This window comes from Rhodohalobacter sp., assembly GCF_034521535.1.
In the GTDB taxonomy this organism is placed as follows: domain Bacteria; phylum Bacteroidota; class Rhodothermia; order Balneolales; family Balneolaceae; genus Rhodohalobacter.
This window is the reverse complement of sequence record NZ_JAXHMF010000005.1, coordinates 1,002,049-1,018,037: the sequence shown is the minus strand read 5'-3', so window position 1 is coordinate 1,018,037 and position 15,989 is coordinate 1,002,049. Positions and strand designations below refer to the sequence as shown.

General features: G+C 42.7%; 14 protein-coding genes. 11 read left to right on the top strand and 3 right to left on the bottom strand.

From position 1 onward, the window contains the following. Window positions 1-19: 19 nt before the first annotated feature. Window positions 20-2,269 (top strand): TonB-dependent receptor, encoded by a 2,250-nt coding sequence (locus U5K35_RS11475; protein ID WP_322571602.1) that lies wholly within the window; start codon window positions 20-22, stop codon window positions 2,267-2,269. Between the two features lie 35 nt (window positions 2,270-2,304). Here the strand turns inward: U5K35_RS11475 and U5K35_RS11470 are convergent, their stop codons facing one another. After that, on the bottom strand, window positions 2,305-3,219 hold the full coding sequence (locus tag U5K35_RS11470; protein ID WP_322571601.1) for a hypothetical protein: 915 nt from the start codon (window positions 3,217-3,219) through the stop codon (window positions 2,305-2,307). Window positions 3,220-3,479: 260 nt separating this feature from the next. Between U5K35_RS11470 and U5K35_RS11465 the strand changes: the two genes are divergently transcribed. From U5K35_RS11465 to U5K35_RS11450, 4 genes are all read left to right on the top strand, one after another. Continuing rightward, on the top strand, window positions 3,480-4,583 hold the full coding sequence (locus U5K35_RS11465) for a lipocalin-like domain-containing protein (protein ID WP_322571600.1): 1,104 nt from the start codon (window positions 3,480-3,482) through the stop codon (window positions 4,581-4,583). A 358-nt stretch (window positions 4,584-4,941) separates the two neighbouring features. Beyond that, entirely contained in the window at window positions 4,942-6,525 is a 1,584-nt protein-coding gene (locus U5K35_RS11460; RefSeq protein WP_322571599.1) for an amidohydrolase family protein, read from the top strand. 97 nt (window positions 6,526-6,622) lie between these two features. Beyond that, complete coding sequence (locus U5K35_RS11455; RefSeq protein WP_322571598.1) at window positions 6,623-7,114, top strand: hypothetical protein; 492 nt, start codon at window positions 6,623-6,625, stop codon at window positions 7,112-7,114. 319 nt (window positions 7,115-7,433) lie between these two features. Further along, window positions 7,434-8,387, top strand: coding sequence for a threonine ammonia-lyase (locus U5K35_RS11450; RefSeq protein WP_322571597.1), 954 nt, complete (start codon window positions 7,434-7,436; stop codon window positions 8,385-8,387). Window positions 8,388-8,449: 62 nt separating this feature from the next. Here the strand turns inward: U5K35_RS11450 and U5K35_RS11445 are convergent, their stop codons facing one another. Then, complete coding sequence (locus U5K35_RS11445; protein WP_322571596.1) at window positions 8,450-9,283, bottom strand: hypothetical protein; 834 nt, start codon at window positions 9,281-9,283, stop codon at window positions 8,450-8,452. Window positions 9,284-9,366: 83 nt separating this feature from the next. On the opposite strand from U5K35_RS11445, the gene U5K35_RS11440 reads away from it, so the two are divergent. From U5K35_RS11440 to U5K35_RS11420, 5 genes are all read left to right on the top strand, one after another. Beyond that, window positions 9,367-9,753, top strand: coding sequence for a hypothetical protein (locus tag U5K35_RS11440; protein WP_322571595.1), 387 nt, complete (start codon window positions 9,367-9,369; stop codon window positions 9,751-9,753). Window positions 9,754-9,760: 7 nt separating this feature from the next. Then, window positions 9,761-9,979, top strand: a complete 219-nt coding sequence (locus tag U5K35_RS11435) for a DUF3185 family protein (protein WP_322571594.1) — start codon at window positions 9,761-9,763, stop codon at window positions 9,977-9,979. Between the two features lie 101 nt (window positions 9,980-10,080). After that, window positions 10,081-10,770 (top strand): response regulator transcription factor, encoded by a 690-nt coding sequence (locus U5K35_RS11430; RefSeq protein WP_322571593.1) that lies wholly within the window; start codon window positions 10,081-10,083, stop codon window positions 10,768-10,770. Continuing rightward, window positions 10,767-12,044: a HAMP domain-containing sensor histidine kinase gene (locus tag U5K35_RS11425; protein WP_322571592.1), complete on the top strand. Its 1,278-nt coding sequence runs from the start codon at window positions 10,767-10,769 to the stop codon at window positions 12,042-12,044. The genes U5K35_RS11430 and U5K35_RS11425 overlap by 4 nt, the downstream gene beginning before the upstream one ends. Window positions 12,045-12,151: 107 nt before the next feature. Further along, entirely contained in the window at window positions 12,152-14,560 is a 2,409-nt protein-coding gene (locus U5K35_RS11420) for a TonB-dependent receptor domain-containing protein (protein ID WP_322571591.1), read from the top strand. 41 nt (window positions 14,561-14,601) lie between these two features. Here U5K35_RS11420 and U5K35_RS11415 read toward each other — a convergent pair whose 3' ends face one another. Further along, complete coding sequence (locus U5K35_RS11415; protein ID WP_322571590.1) at window positions 14,602-14,949, bottom strand: DUF971 domain-containing protein; 348 nt, start codon at window positions 14,947-14,949, stop codon at window positions 14,602-14,604. A 58-nt stretch (window positions 14,950-15,007) separates the two neighbouring features. Here U5K35_RS11415 and U5K35_RS11410 point away from each other — a divergent pair, with 58 nt between their 5' ends. Continuing rightward, window positions 15,008-15,730 carry a hypothetical protein gene (locus tag U5K35_RS11410; protein WP_322571589.1) on the top strand — a complete coding sequence of 241 codons (723 nt, stop codon included), beginning with the start codon at window positions 15,008-15,010 and terminating at the stop codon, window positions 15,728-15,730. The last annotated feature ends 259 nt before the right edge of the window (window positions 15,731-15,989 follow it).

Sequence of the window (15,989 nt, the reverse complement as noted above, 5' to 3'; positions counted from 1 at the left end):
TTAACTAAAACAAAATTTAATGAGAAATCTGTTTAATACAGTAATTCTCTTTCTGGCTTTGACAATGACTGCAGCCGGCCAATCCAAATCCTCAGGGTCGGTTGCAGGATTTGTCATCGACTCAGAAACCGAAGAGCCGATTCCTTTTGCCTACATCCATCTTGAAGAGATCAATAGAACAGGAACTACGGACAGGCACGGTTATTTTAAAATTCATAATGTTCCGGAAGGTGAATACAGCCTTTATGTTCACCGAATCGGTTACTCGAGCAAAACTCAACGGTTGCTCATTGAATTGGGCGAAGAAACCAATATCACCATTGAGCTCAATTCAACCGTCTTAACCGGACAAAGCATAGAAGTTGTAGCAGACGCTGATAACTTAAGAGGATCAAATCTCGAACACGCCTCCATTAAAGTCACAGGGTCACAATTACGAAGAAACTTAGGAACTACCCTATCTGAAACGCTGTCCGGTCAACCCGGGTTTGATCAGCGAACAATGGGTGCAGCACCTGCACGACCCGTTATTCGGGGTTTAGGTGATGAACGCGTCTTAATTTTGCAAGATGGTGAACGTACAGGTGATGTTTCCGGTGCCTCGCCCGATCATTCCGTAACAGTAGATCCTATGGGGGCGGACGAAATTGAGATTGCCCGCGGTCCTGCAGCACTCGCATACGGTTCAAATGCAATTGGTGGAGTTATCAATGTTGTACGTAATCAAATAGCCAACAACAAACCCTCATCCACAAACGGAACAGCCACCGTTCAGGGAGCGAGTGTAAATACCGGAATTTCGGCAGCCGGTATGGTCTCCATACCAAAAAATGATTTTGTTTTTAATGTTGATGTAAATGGTCGCTACGGTGACAATTATCGTTCACCACAGGGTAGCATCGACAACTCAGGATATTTAACAACAAACAATGCAATTGGTGTTAGTTATATCCGTCCATGGGGTTACAGCGGACTCGCTGCATCAACGTTTATTTCTAATTACGGAATACCTCCAGATCCGGAAGGCGGACATGCAAACGGCGTTGACGTGGAGATGCAGAAGTACCAAATTGAATCAAGAAGTGAATACTTACTTGATCACGATTTTTTCAAAATGCTTGAAGGTGGACTCTCCTATCGCTATTACCACCACAGGGAATTTGAGTCTGCCGAGATCATTGGAACGGAATACACACAAAACTCAGCCAACTTCAACCTAAAAGCAATTCATCGTGATTTGTGGATTTTTAATGATGGTAAAGTTGGTATCTGGGGAGAGTTTCAGGACTATCAGGTTCTGGATCGTTTTAACATTAATGCAAACAGTTACAGCGCTTCAGCTTATACGATTCAGGAGGCAGATTTCGGGGCACTTCACATAGAAGTTGGTGCACGGTTTGATGCAGTATTAACCAAACCTGATCGTGATAACCCGGATTCCCGTATAGGAAACATTCGTCAACGTGATTTTTATTCATTGGCATCTTCTGCAACAGCTATCTATAATCTGGGCGCAGGGTTTTCGATCGGCTCTACGATTCTCCACTCTTTCCGGGCACCTTCTATTGAAGAACTTTACTCCCAAGGACCACACATCGCAGCTTACTCATTCGAAATTGGAAACCCCGATTTAGATCCTGAACGCGGACTCGGTAAAGAACTATTTGTAAGATACAGAAGGGCAAACGCCAACTTTGAACTTACGGGTTATCACAACGGATTTGATAACTACATCTATCCACGAAATACCGGCCGGCAAAACATCTTTTTCCCAAGATTAAACGACTATCAGTATGAATCGGTTGCTGCAGAAATTTACGGCTTAGAGGGAATGATAGAGTTTCAACTTTCCTCTACTCTTTCATTCAACAGTTCAGCCTCCTTGACTGTTGGTCGGCGGGACGTATCAGATGAAGAAATGGAAACCGGAAATTTTGACTCTGACACCACTCCGTTACCGATGATTCCGCCATTCTCATTCAAAACCGGATTGAATTACGCGAAAGGTCCATTTCAAATTGGGGTTAATATGCGCCACTCTTTAAAACAGGATCGTCTTGCAGAGTTTGAATCTCCCACCGATTCCTATACACTTCTCGGGGGAAATGCTGAGTACAGACTTACCACATCAAACGGTTACTTGCATACATTTTCAATACAGGCTAATAATATTCTGGATGAAACCTACCGCAATCACCTAAGCCGATTGAAAGATGTATTTCCTGAACCGGGTCGTAATTTCTCTCTGCTCTATCGGCTCTATTTCTGATTCAAAAATTTATCTGTAAACAATTCTGGGCGATGTTATAAATTCTCAAAATCAGTTTGTTGAGATGCCTCCATTTGCAGTCTTCTAATCTCTTTATTCTTATCGCTGTAGGAGATCCATAAAAACAGTATCAGGTTGGTAACCTTTCGCAGCACACTTGTTACCAGCAGCATACCGGCTACGGAAGCCGTTGCCATATTCAGCATTTTGGAGAGCTCAATACCGGCCCACATAAATACCAGATCACGGCTGGGTAAAAACGGGATACGGTTTACCACAATCACGATCGCCAGGAAAGTAAACCAGATTGTAATGGGTGTATTGGGAATTACCACCGCCCACTGAACAATCAATAATCCGTGATGAATTAAAAATCGAAACAAATATATTCCAAATATTTTAATCGACTTTTCAAGGGGAAGTGAAAACAGGTATTTCCTGAACTGGACGGCAAGAACAGTAAACACAGTTGTAATGACTATACCCAGAATTACATAAACGGTATTTACATCATCAATCATCTCTTCCAGATTGATTGTGCCCGTATAGACTAAAATACCGACAAGCGAAAAAGCCACAAGGTTTGAGGTGAGAGCCGAAAGTATATTGTTATCCCTTATATCCTTCAGTATCTCCTTATCCTTTTTGTCCAGATATTTTCTTCCCCAAACAAACAGGTAAAACTCACCGGAATACCCCATCACTTCGTCATTGTAGACTTTTTTGGTGATAAATCCCTTAAATGATTCCAATTTTCCAATCTTCCACACCTGTCCGTATATGAATACCTCTGCAATTGGCAGTGAGATATATAAAAAGGCGAAGATGATATAAAAAAGCGGATGGGTGGGCAGAGAGTTCAACACTTCCCTCCAGCCAATATCAAAGAGTTGATAGAGAATAATACCCACTATGAACAGAATTACCCCTCTGCGAAGGTATCTCTTCATCAATTCCGCTCTGGGGCTTTTAGAAAACTCTTTCCAGCTTTTTTTGATCGATTCTGTATTAATGGCGCTCGTTTTTTAAACTTGAGAATGGCCTAAGGTAGCAATCATTTAATATGAATTAAAAGCACATTCTTATGCAAATGTGTAATAGATTAACTTTCGAAACTTTATTGACTGAAAATGATTTAACAAGTTGAAGTTAATTGTTTAACAACCTTTTTGTTAATTTGACGTTAGGCTTGAGAGGCGCAATTAAAATTTTGGCTATTATCGGATTCAAAAATATCATCATGCACTACTCATTTAAGCTATCAGCTCTAATTCTGGCATTTATTTTATGGTTTCCTTCAACGGGGACTTCTCAGATATCCAACCCGGATACGGAGTTAAATACGATAGAATCCGGTATGATTTTGGCTCAGACACTGGAAGGCAGTCACTTCAACGAATTCTGGAACTACCAGTTTTATTTCAACAACGGGATGAAAGTACATATCACGTTCTCAGCGGCCAACTTCGGAAGCTTAAAAGATCCGGTAACCGGTGTTCGTATTTCCGTTTTCAATCATGATGACGAACTCTACCAGGTTTCGAGAGAGTACCCTCTTTCACGTCTTGTTCAGGACGAGGAAAAATCTCTTTTTAAACTACGGGATGATAGAGACGTCTATTTTGAAGGCAAACTGCCCGAACGCCACCGGGTAGTTGTCAAAACATCAAAAGATGGAGTAGAATATGATATAGATCTCCAATTAAACAACATACAGAAAGGTTTTAAACTGGGTAATGGCATGTACCAAATTGGCGGAGAACAAGTGGGCATCGTAACCCACATACCCTATGCCGAAGCAAGCGGCCATGTAACCATTAATGGAAACCGGGAACGTGTTAACGGGACAGCCTACATGGACCACACCTGGCAAAATCAGACCACAACCCGATTAATGCATAGCGGTTACAGAGTGATTGTTCACAACAGCAGTAACAATTGGGATTTACTCTATGTAATGTTACCCAACGAAAGCAGTAACAATGAAACAATAGGGCACAGAGTTTACAATTCGGATGGTAAACTGCATACTGCATCTGTAGAAAACATAGAGGTTGTTGCCAGTCAAAGTGCTTTTGGCTCAAAAATACCCAGAATTATTGATATGAAACTGAGTGACGAGAGCGCCATCCGTATATCCCGATCTGAGGATGATGAAAGATTTGCTGTTTTGGGTGAACTGAGCTGGATTGCAAGACGTGCAGCACGAACTTTTTTAGGAGGAGAAGTCATTGACTACCGGGGGGAAGCCACTCTTATGGAAACCGGTATACGGCCAAAACATGGCGAGTACAACTTCTTTTTTGTGGATTGATCCTCTTCGCTTAGTCTATTGATTTTTTGTATATATCTCTCTTTCCAAAACATCTGATCAGACAGCATTTACTTACTGTTCAAAACCTATCTCATTTAAAAAAGAAAAGCTCCGGAAGTTTCAGTTCCGGAGCTCTATGCTTTAGGTTCAGCATAAATAGGAGTGACTAGTTGACTAACCAGAGATAAGATTAGTTCTTATGCTGTTACCTATAAGAGAAACGACTATCCTGATTGTTACAAGTTTTTTAAAAAAAATTCAGAATCCCCATATTGGATTCGTTTGAAAAGATTTTTTTACGATTCAATTCCCTCTGAAATCGTACCTTCAATCAAATCCGGAATTCAAAATCTGAACTATGAAATTTATCTACACGCTCCTTTTTGCTCTTCTCTTCTCACCCGCCCTTTTCGCCCAAATGACGGATGCACCCGATCGAACTGAGGGTGACGGGCCTTATGACCGTCTGATAATACGCGGAGCTACCATGATAGACGGCACAGGTTCACCGGCTTTGGGACCCGTGGATATCGTGATTGAGGGCAATCGAATCACACGCATCCAAAATGTGGGGTATCCCGGAGTGCCAATCAATGAAAACCGCCGACCACAGGCCGAAGATGGTGATCACGAAATTGAGGCCGAAGGCATGTATGTTCTGCCCGGCTTTGTGGATATGCACGCACATATTGGCGGAAGTGCACAGGGAACTAATCCGGAATATGTTTTTAAACTATGGCTTGCTCACGGAATTACGGGTATTCGTGAACCGGGATCTTTTAACGGGGCGGACTGGACGATGCGTCATGCCGAGCGAAGCCGCAATAATGATATCACAGCACCGCGAATTTACCCCTATTTCGGATTTGGAATGGGAAGTTCAGGCGACATCAACTCACCCGAAGAGGCACGCGACTGGGTTCAATCAATTCATGATCAAGGCGCAGAAGGCATAAAATTCTTCGGGGCTCGTCCCGAGATATTTGAAGCAGCTCTGGATGAGGCCAATAAACTTGGACTCGGTTCCATGGCTCACCATGCACAAACTCGTGTAGTCTACAACAATGCCCTGGATACGGCAGAAATGGGACTCAAGGGACTCACTCACTGGTATGGCCTGCCGGAAGCACTCTTTACGGATCAAGTAATTCAGGATTACCCATTGGATTACAACTACAGTAATGAACAGCATCGATTTGAAAATGCCGGCAAGCTTTGGGAACAGGCCGCTGAGCCGGGAAGTGAAAAGTGGAATGAAGTAATGAACCGCATGCTCGAACTGGGTCTGGATCTCAACCCAACCTTTACGATCTACGAAGCGAGCCGCGACCTGATGAAAGAGCGCCGGGCCGAATGGCATGAAAAATACACCCTCCCCTCCCTCTGGAGATTCTATCAGCCCGACCGAAGGGCACACGGCTCGTACTGGTTCGACTGGGGAACCGAGCAGGAAGTAGCATGGAAAAACAACTACCGGCTCTGGATGCAGTTTGTGAACGAGTATAAAAATCGAGGCGGAAGTGTAACGCTTGGATCTGATGCCGGCTACATCTTTAAACTATACGGTTTTGCTTACATCCGGGAAATGGAGCTGATGCGGGAAGCCGGATTCCACCCGCTTGAAATATTTCAGTCGGCATCGCTGAATGCGGCACGTGTTCTTGGTAACGACGACGAGCTTGGTACAATTGAAGTTGGCAAAATTGCTGATTTGGTCATCGTGGAAGAAAATCCTCAACAAAATATCAAAGTTCTTTATGGAACGGGAGCCATTCGTGTGGATGAAAATAATGAGTTGAAACGCGTAGGCGGTGTAAAATATACGATCAAGGATGGAATAGTCTACGATGCCAAACAACTTCTGGATGATGTTGCCCGTATGGTAGAGGAAAAAAAGGAAGAAGAAGATTTCGAAATTACTCAACCCGGGTTAGACTGGTAAAAATTGTATTTTATCCAGTCTGATATGAATCTTTTTAGAAGATTTTTGGTAATAGAGTTGTGTATCAACCCGAATAAAAAACAATCAGGTACTACTCATGAAAACTAAAATTCTTACTACGTTTATTATTTTATCACTCAGCCTGATGCTTTCCACAGCACAAGCTCAGGATACCGTAAACAACAGATCACTCGGTATCGGAGCTCAGGTCACAAACCCTGCAGGAATTGCGCTTAAAGGCTGGATTGCTGACGATGCAGCCATTGCTTCAGTAATAAGTTTCAATCTTACTGAAAACGCTTCATCATTCTACTTTCACGGCGATTATCTGATGCACAAGAGATATGATACCCCCGGCTGGGATGTTGGATTTTTAAGCTACTACTACGGCGTGGGCGGTCGCTATATATGGCGCGACGCAGGTTTAGACAATAACTTCTTCGGAATCCGTCTGCCCGGTGGATTGAACTTCACCTTTACTGATGTTCCGTTTGACTTCTATGTAGAAATGGCCCCCGTTTTTGATGTCACTCCAAAATTTAACTTTGGGTTTACCGGAGGAATCGGTTTTAGATATTTCCTGAATTAGGTAACTAACGTGCGTTCGGGGTAGGAATTTGGGAAAAGTGTCCGCAATCGAGCTTAAATAATTTAGACTTCAAATCCCTCTCTAATAGTTAGAGTTAGAGAGGGAAATAGCCTGCCTTCCGAAGCTTCAGCACAGGAAGGGGTGAGTCTAGAGTAAATAACTAAATGATTTGAGCGGTAATCGAAGCAAACTGCCATTTTTGGACAGCCGTACTTCTCGTGTTATCAAATTCAATGGCTTTATGTCGAACTCACGTTTATTACGCCATTGTTTCTTAATCACCGTAAAATTAAAACCGAGACTGTTAATCGCATAAAATATGTCCCTCACTCTCCCCGATTTTTCTGAAATAGAAGCAGCTCACAAACGAATTCAGCCCCAAGCTCATCGCACACCTGTTTTAACTTCATCCTACTTTAATGGGAAAACAGGTGCCTCCCTGTTCTTTAAATGTGAGAACTTCCAGAAAATCGGAGCGTTCAAATTCAGGGGAGCGTTCAACGCCATCTCCAGGCTTTCAGAAGCGGAAGGAAAAAAAGGAATAGTGACCCATTCATCCGGAAATCACGCACAGGCCGTAGCACTGGCATCCGGAATGAATGGATACAGTGCAACCATCGTGATGCCCGAAAATGCTCCGAAGGTGAAAGTAAACGCCGTCCGGGATTATGGAGCAGAGATCATATTCTGCAAAAATACAACGGAAGCCCGCGAGTCTGCCGCACAAAAAGTGATTGACGAAACCGGTGCGACATTTATTCATCCATACAACCATCCGGATGTGATTGCAGGTCAGGGAACAGCCGCAAAAGAGCTTTTGGAAGATCATCCCGATCTCGACATCATTATGGCGCCGGTTGGAGGCGGAGGACTCATCAGCGGAACAGCCATTTGGGCTAAACACATAAGTCCCGATATTAAAGTCATCGGAGCAGAGCCAAAGTGGGCAGATGACGCCTATCGATCATTCAAATCAGGACAAATTGAACCGGTTTTGAGAACAGATACCGTTGCCGACGGACTCCGGACATCTTTGGGTGAGCTTACGTTTCAGGCAATACAAACAAATGTAGATGACATTGTTACAACCTCTGAAGATGTAATCATTCAAACCATGCGTGATATATGGGAGCGAATGAAAATCATCATAGAACCTTCCTGTGCCGTACCGCTCGCAGCAATTATCGAAAATAAAATGGCGATAGATCAATTAAAGATCGGAATTATATTAACCGGCGGGAATGTAGACCTGGAAAATTTACCCTTTGGATAAAAAAAAGAGGCACAACCGGTGGCCCTGCCTCTTCAAAATTTTTCAACCTGACAGATTCTAGTTTATTCATTCACTTTCACATCCTTAACCGAAATATTCATCGTCATTCCCTCATCACTTTCAAGCATTCGCTCAAACTGTTCCATCTGAGGTTTTATTTGACGTTCAATAGCAGCACGCTGGGCTTCCGGCATCTGGCTAAGCTGCTTTTCCATTTCCCGCATGGCTTCCCTGGCTTCGGCTATTTCCTCTTCACTGAATTGAGATGACATACCCCCAATCTTCATGGTCATAGACATGGCAACCGGGTAGCCTGAAAAATCCCGGTAATCATCCAGGTTCATCTCCACATTCATATTCTTTTCGCCATCTACAGTCTGTTCCATGAAAATTTTCCGAACATTCATCGAGCCGGTCTCAATCCAGAAAGTAGCAGAATCAAATTCGATCTCCGTATCTTCCATTTCCATTTCGCCCTGATCCAATGATTTAAGCAACTCACTGTCGTTTACATAAATTTTATATGTATCAACACCGTTTATCTTCTCTTCGGAAATGCTTTCTGCCCCGCGTATCAAGTCAACCATCTGGTCCACGGAGCCGGCCATGGCACTGAAGTCCATTTCCATGTCGTCTTCATTTTCAAGATCAAGATAGGGTGTGCCATTCTCGTTTGTCTTTTTCACATAACGGGTTGTCATATCAGGAATCAATCCACCCTCATTTACCTGTATTGTCATCGACAGTGTTTCGATCTGTGAAAGTGACTCTTCATATTTGTTTATCATCTCTTCAGCCAAACGATCAGCTGAGGGTTGAGCAATGGCTGCAACCGCGGTAAAAGAAAAGATCAGTACTAATAAAATTAAATTATTTTGGATGGTTTTAACTCTCATAACTCTTCTCGTGTATTGATTTTTTTGTGATTGGGATATGTTACATATTTGAATTCAATAATCGAAACTATTATCAACTTTATATGCGCAAAGATGATGTATTTACTGCCATGATCCGCGAAGAGCTCGAGCAGCACGAACGCTTTTTTCTGTTTCAGGAACGGGAGCTTTTACGCAGCAAAGAGTACCGGAAACTGGCCACTCAATCACTGCGTCAGACGAGAATCTTTGCCGTTATCGTTTTTTTAACCATTGTCACATTTTCTGTCATAAGCATTATGCATTTTGTGGAATTTGGCCAGCAAGGAGGTCTTTCACGTTTTGTTCTGGGTATGCTCTCGTGGGCGTTTGCCATTGCATCCGTCTTCTTTTACACAAAAAATATCCTTGAAAAGAAAAAATGTATGGAACGTGTGCTAAAACTACTTGAAGCACGTGAACAATTTCGCGATAATACGAGTAACCCATAACATATTGATGGATAACGCTATGCAAAAAATGATCTCAGCCGCTCTTCTCGTTGGAGGATTGATTCTTCTCTACTTCGGGTATCAGGAAATGCAGTCTTTGGGTAATGAAGTCAATGAATTTTTTACCGGTTCACCCAGCGACCGATCCATGTGGATGATGGGCGGAGGAGCTGTCATCGCTGTAGCCGGACTGGTTGGCCTGGTACGCGGTAAACTTTTTAAATAGCCTTAATCCAAATACTAGTTTTTTTGAGCATATAACTAATTTCCGGGTTAGATCCGTAGCTTCAGCTTTCCTTCAGAATTCACCGATATCTTTCTTTTGATATGAAAATTTTGATTGTAGAAGATAATCCGGATCTCCGGGAAAATATCCTTACCTACTTAAGCCGGGAAAACTATATCTGCGAAACTGCTGAAGACTACGAGCAGGGCTTCGATAAGATCATGTCTCACTCCTACGATCTGGCTTTGATCGACATTATGCTCCCAAAAGGCAACGGATTACAGCTTTTACGGGATCTGATTTCAGTAAGTCCTCAAACCGGATCAATCATCATTTCCGCCCGGAATGCACTGGATGATAAAGTAAAAGGCCTGGAAATAGGAGCTGATGATTACCTGACCAAGCCATTTCAACTACCGGAGCTGCTCGCCAGAATAAAAGCGGTTCACAGAAGAAATCAGCTTGAAGGCAGTGACATTCTGAATCTGGGAAATTTTGAAATCAACACATCAACACGGGTTGTCTCCGTAAACGGCTCATCACTTAATTTAACACCGAAGGAGTACGATCTGCTGCTCTATTTTGCTTCAAACAAGAATAGAGTCCTCTCAAAACAGACCATTGCTGAACATCTCTGGGGCGACTATGTTGATCATCTCGAGAACCTTGACTTTGTTTATCAGCATATCAAAAATCTTCGAAAGAAGATGAATGAAGCCGGTGCCGGCGACTACATCAAAAGTGTGTACAGCGTAGGTTACAAATTTGTGATACCGAGAGAAACCTCATGAAACTGATTACAAAATTTATCTGGATATACCTCACCGTTACCCTGCTTGTTCTCGGTATTGCCGGTTTCCTCTCCTACCATATTATCACAGACGAAATTAATAATGAGCTTAAATGGGAGTTTCTGGACCGGATAGACCGTGTAACTTATCTGATAGAACGCGGGCGGAGGTTTCATCCGAAACGTTCGATTGAGGGAGACCGAAATCTGATCATTGAACAGCTGGATTCCATTGTGGAACCAAAAACGGAAGTATCTGACACTCTGATCTGGCACGATCGCCTGGAACAAAATGAGCGAAATGTAAAAGTTTCTGCCTATCGCACCATTAACGACAAATCGTACTATATCTCCACTTACGGGGCTATGATTGAATCGGATGATGTTAAAGAAGCCGTGATAAAAATTCTCTTCTGGATACTGCTGCTTCAGGTTTTAGGAGCTTTTGGAATAGGATATTTCGTATCGGGTAAACTTTTCAAACCTTTTCGAGAAACACTCGACAAGATCAAGTCCTTTAAACTCAACAGAAAATCATATCTGCCGGCTGAAAAAACCGGGGTTGAAGAGTTCGACAACCTGAACCGGTTTGTAGAAGATATGACCCGTAAAGCAGTGTCTGACTATCAGAACTTGAAAGAGTTTTCCGAAAATGCATCCCATGAACTTCAGACCCCGCTTGCCATCGCAAAAGGTAAACTTGAGCTTCTCGCAGAAACCCCGCTAAATGAAGAGCAATACAGATATATAGAAGCTCTTGAACGCTCCGTAAAAAAGCTGTCCCGATTGAGTGAATCCCTTTCTCTTTTGACCCGAATAGAAAATGAGGAGTTTGAAAACAGTCATGAAGTAAATTTTTCAGAGCTTATTTCGGAAGGAATTAAAACATTCGAAGAGTTCATCGAGTTTAACAATTTAACTTTAGAAACGAAGATCGCTGACAACGTGATCGTGAATATTCATCCCGCCTTAGCTGATATCCTATGGACTAACCTGTTACAGAATGCCATTAAACATAATGTGGAAAACGGATTTATTTCCATCAATCTAACTCCGGAGGCACTTACTATCTCAAATAGCGGAAATCCTACTGATGTACCTACCGATCACTTCTTTAAACGATTCCGTAAAGCAGACCAAAATTCAACATCCATTGGGTTGGGATTAGCTATAGTTGAACGAATTGTTCGCCAAAGCGGCTTAGATGTCAGCTACAAAGTTAATCAAACAGTACATACAGTTACCGTTGAGTTAAAGAATGTAAATAACGGATAACTTCAGAATTACTTCAAGATTAAATCAGTTTTGGCACAAGATTATGGTTTAATATTGAAATAGATATAAGTATCACTGCGAATAAAGCTACATCTAAAAGAATGAAATTGAGAATTACAAAATACTTACTGCTACTTAGTTTTTACCTGATTCTATCAAATTCAGCATTTGCTCAAAGTAGTAATTCCGGATCTGTAACCGGCACTGTCGTAAACACGGAAGGACAAGGTATACCCAATGCAACCGTAGCCATCTTACCGGAAGATCCCGAATCTGAAGAATTACTAAAGGGAACTGCCTCAGATCCTGACGGCAATTTTAAAATCAGTATTGAACCCGGCACATATCGGCTCAGAATTACTTTTGTTTCATTGAATACTTACCTCACAGAAATTGAGGTTACTTCAGAAGAAACAATAGCTCTGGGTCAGATTGAAATGCAAGAACGTCAGGAAGAACTGGATGAAGTTGTAGTGCGGGGAGAGCGATCTTATGTTGAGATGAATTTTGACAGCCGTCGCTTCAATGTTGGTGAAGATGTGGCCAGTCTTGGTGGATCGGCACTGGATGTTTTAGATAATGTACCCTCAATTACCACAGACTTTGAAGGAAACATAAGTCTTCGCGGAAACCAGGGAGTGCAAATTTTGATAAACGGCCGCCCTTCAAATTTGGTAAGAGGCGGAACAGACGGATTGAGCAGTATACCGGCAAGTCTGATACAGTCCGTTGAAGTCATTACAAACCCTTCAGCCCGGTATGAGGCACAGGGTACAGCGGGTATTATAGACATCATTCTGGTTGATAACGCTCAATTGGGGTTTAATGGAAATGTTCAGGTAACAACCGGCTATCCGCTTGATAGCAGTGTAAGCACCAACCTCAACTATCAAAAGAACAGTATTAACTGGTTTTTCAATTTAGATGTTGAATATGAAAACCAACCGGAAACGGGTTCAGCATTCCAAAGCTTTAGTGCGGATACTACCTATTTGTTTAGTGAAGAAAATGATGTGAGTGAGAAAGAGAGAGAAGGCAATATCTTTTTTGGTGCCGATTTTTTTCTTCCAAACGATCAGATTTTGACAGCTTCATCAAGAATTAGCCTTGAACGAGGTGATGAAGATGGAGATCTGCTCTATACCGATTTCAATCCTCCTGCAAACCAAATCTACCGCTCTATTAATAACAATTGGGATATTCTCCGTCAGATCGATCGAGAAAATATTGAAGATACCCGAGGACGTGACCTTGACGTAAGACTGCAGTATGAAAATAGATTTGAAGGTGACGAGCACCGCCTCACAGCGGATTTTGATTTTGAATTTGGAAGTGAAAGCGAAGATTTTCTTCAGACAGGTGTAACTGAAATTGGTACTTCTGATTTTAACGACAGAAGAACATTCTCTGACGAAGAGTATAGAGAAATTCGGTTTGATACCGATTATGAGCGTCCTTTGGGGGATAATGGCCGTTTTGAAACCGGGATGAGAATCAATTACGAATGGGAAGACAACGATTTTATTTCTGAGGAATTTATTGACGGTGTGTGGACAGAACCTGAGAGTGAATTTACACTCAGCGACAATTTCACCTACATAGAGAATGTCAATGCATTGTATGCAATCTATTCAGGTGAAGCCGGCGGTTTTACCTATCAGGCCGGACTAAGAGCTGAAAATACAAATATCGAAACAGAACTCGACCTGGCCGGAACTCAAAGCAGTCAGAACTATACCAATTTGTTTCCAAGCCTTTTCCTATCCTATACCATTAGCGAACAGAATTCGGTGCAATTAAGCTATAGCCGGCGAATTTCAAGACCGTGGTCGCGCTATCTTCTGCCATTTACTGAGATCCGCGACTCAAGAAACCGAAGAGTTGGGAATCCTGACTTAGATCCTGAAATCGGAAATTCTTACGAACTCGGATGGCTTCGACGATGGGAATCAGGATCTATCCTCACAAGTTTTTACTACCGCTATCGCACAGGAGTGATAGAGGACGTTTATACCATTGACGGTGACGGCATCACTACCCGTTTCCCAATCAACCTGGCTACCGAAGATGCCTGGGGTGTTGAACTTTCTGTAGACCAGGATCTGTTTGAGGGTTTTCAATTATCCGGATCACTGAACCTCTTTCAGTCTGAATCGGAAGGCGAGTTTGAAGGAGAACTTTATGAAAGCAGCAGTGAATCGTTTACCGGCCGGTTACGAGTGAGATACCGGTTTTTGGAGAGCTGGAATTTTCAATCCAATATGTTTTATCGAGGGCCACGCGAAACTACACAGGGTAGACGAGGAGGATCAACCTCTTTCAATGCAGGAATATCCAAACAGCTTTTGGACGGAAAAGCGAGACTGTCACTCAACGTGAGAGATCTATTCAACTCCAGAAATGCCGACCGTGAAGTTATCCGGGAAACATCTTATACCAATAACAATTACAGCTGGTCATCCCGCTCTTTCAGAGTTTCATTTCAATACAATTTCAATTCAGAAGGCCGACGGTAATCATAAAGATAAATGATTGACCCAACTGAAGAGGCAGGAGTTTACCCTTCTTTCTCTTCATTTAGCTTTTGAACGGCCTCATCCATATCACGAATTAACTGCCATCGGTACATGCCTGCGTTGTGTCCGTCATCCCAGGTAATTTTTAAGGCGTGGTTTCCAACAGGTTCAGCCTCTTTAATTTCATATTTTCGAGTCGGTTCAATTTTAAACAGTTCCGGCTCAAACTTCCCCATCTCGGAGTGTCCGCCACGACAAGATACGCATGGACAATTTTTCCTCAATCCAAAAAGTGAGAGCTCTGTGATGTGTCCGTCTCCCCACTCTACTTTAATTAACTGCTCCGAATTACTAACATCTACCGATACCGGTTTGTATCTTGCGTCCATACTCAGAATGTTTCTGCTAAATGAATATTTATATTATCAACAAATATACGCACCATTTATGTGGATTTTAAGTACCGTTTTGCTTCTCATATTTTTTGGAAGCGCCTGGATTGGCAGCAGAAAATCATTTTTTATTGACCGACTCACACCTCCATTGGTACTCAACTCACTGCTGGGTCTGCTCGCATTTTTCACTCTGTTAATCATTGCCAACTCGTTCGGCCTCTTTCCTCAATCCGTGGCAGCGCCCTTCATGATGGGCGTTTACACCATTATCGGTGGTTTTTTCTTTGGCTATGCATATCGACTGTATAAAGAGCGAACCAGATCGGGAACCATTCTGTACCAAAATCGCTCTTTCTGGATTGATCACGCTCCCAACCTGCTGGCCGCAGCCATCATAATCTTTGGGCTCTATCGCACTTCCATTCTGATTGACTTGCCGGTTACCGGGATTCGCATCACATCCGGGCTTTCACTTATTGGATTTGGACTGTTCACCTGGACTCTGAAACCGGTTCCTGAGTTCAGAACTGACGGAGTTCTCATACTAGATCGAAGAATCTCCTGGCCGGATATAGTCTCGTGGCACTGGCAGAGTGAAGAGGTTTTAGCGATAGAATTCATGTCCGGCTCATTGGTTAGTGAGAAACGAATCAAGCAGTTTACCACCGCCGTACCGGCGACAGACCGAAAAGAGATAGAGATGGTTTTAAAGTCAAAAATGGATGAATTTGCCGATGAGCGTCGTGAAAATATGTTCAACAGCGAAGAAACTTAAATTGAACAGTAATTGACTAAGATATATCAGTTGAGTGACGGTTTTAACAACTTCTCCCCTAGAAAGCTACCGTGTGTACACATCTTTAATAATATTAATGAAGGCTTCAATATCTAAATAAAGTAATAAAGCGATTATAGCCTTTTTCAATGAGATCCCTCCATGCGTTCGCTACGCCTGCCTGTGCTAAAGCTTCGGCAGACAGGCTCTCTTAGTCGGGACGACATGGCACCTGGGTAAGGCAGCAGCGGGCAGAAAG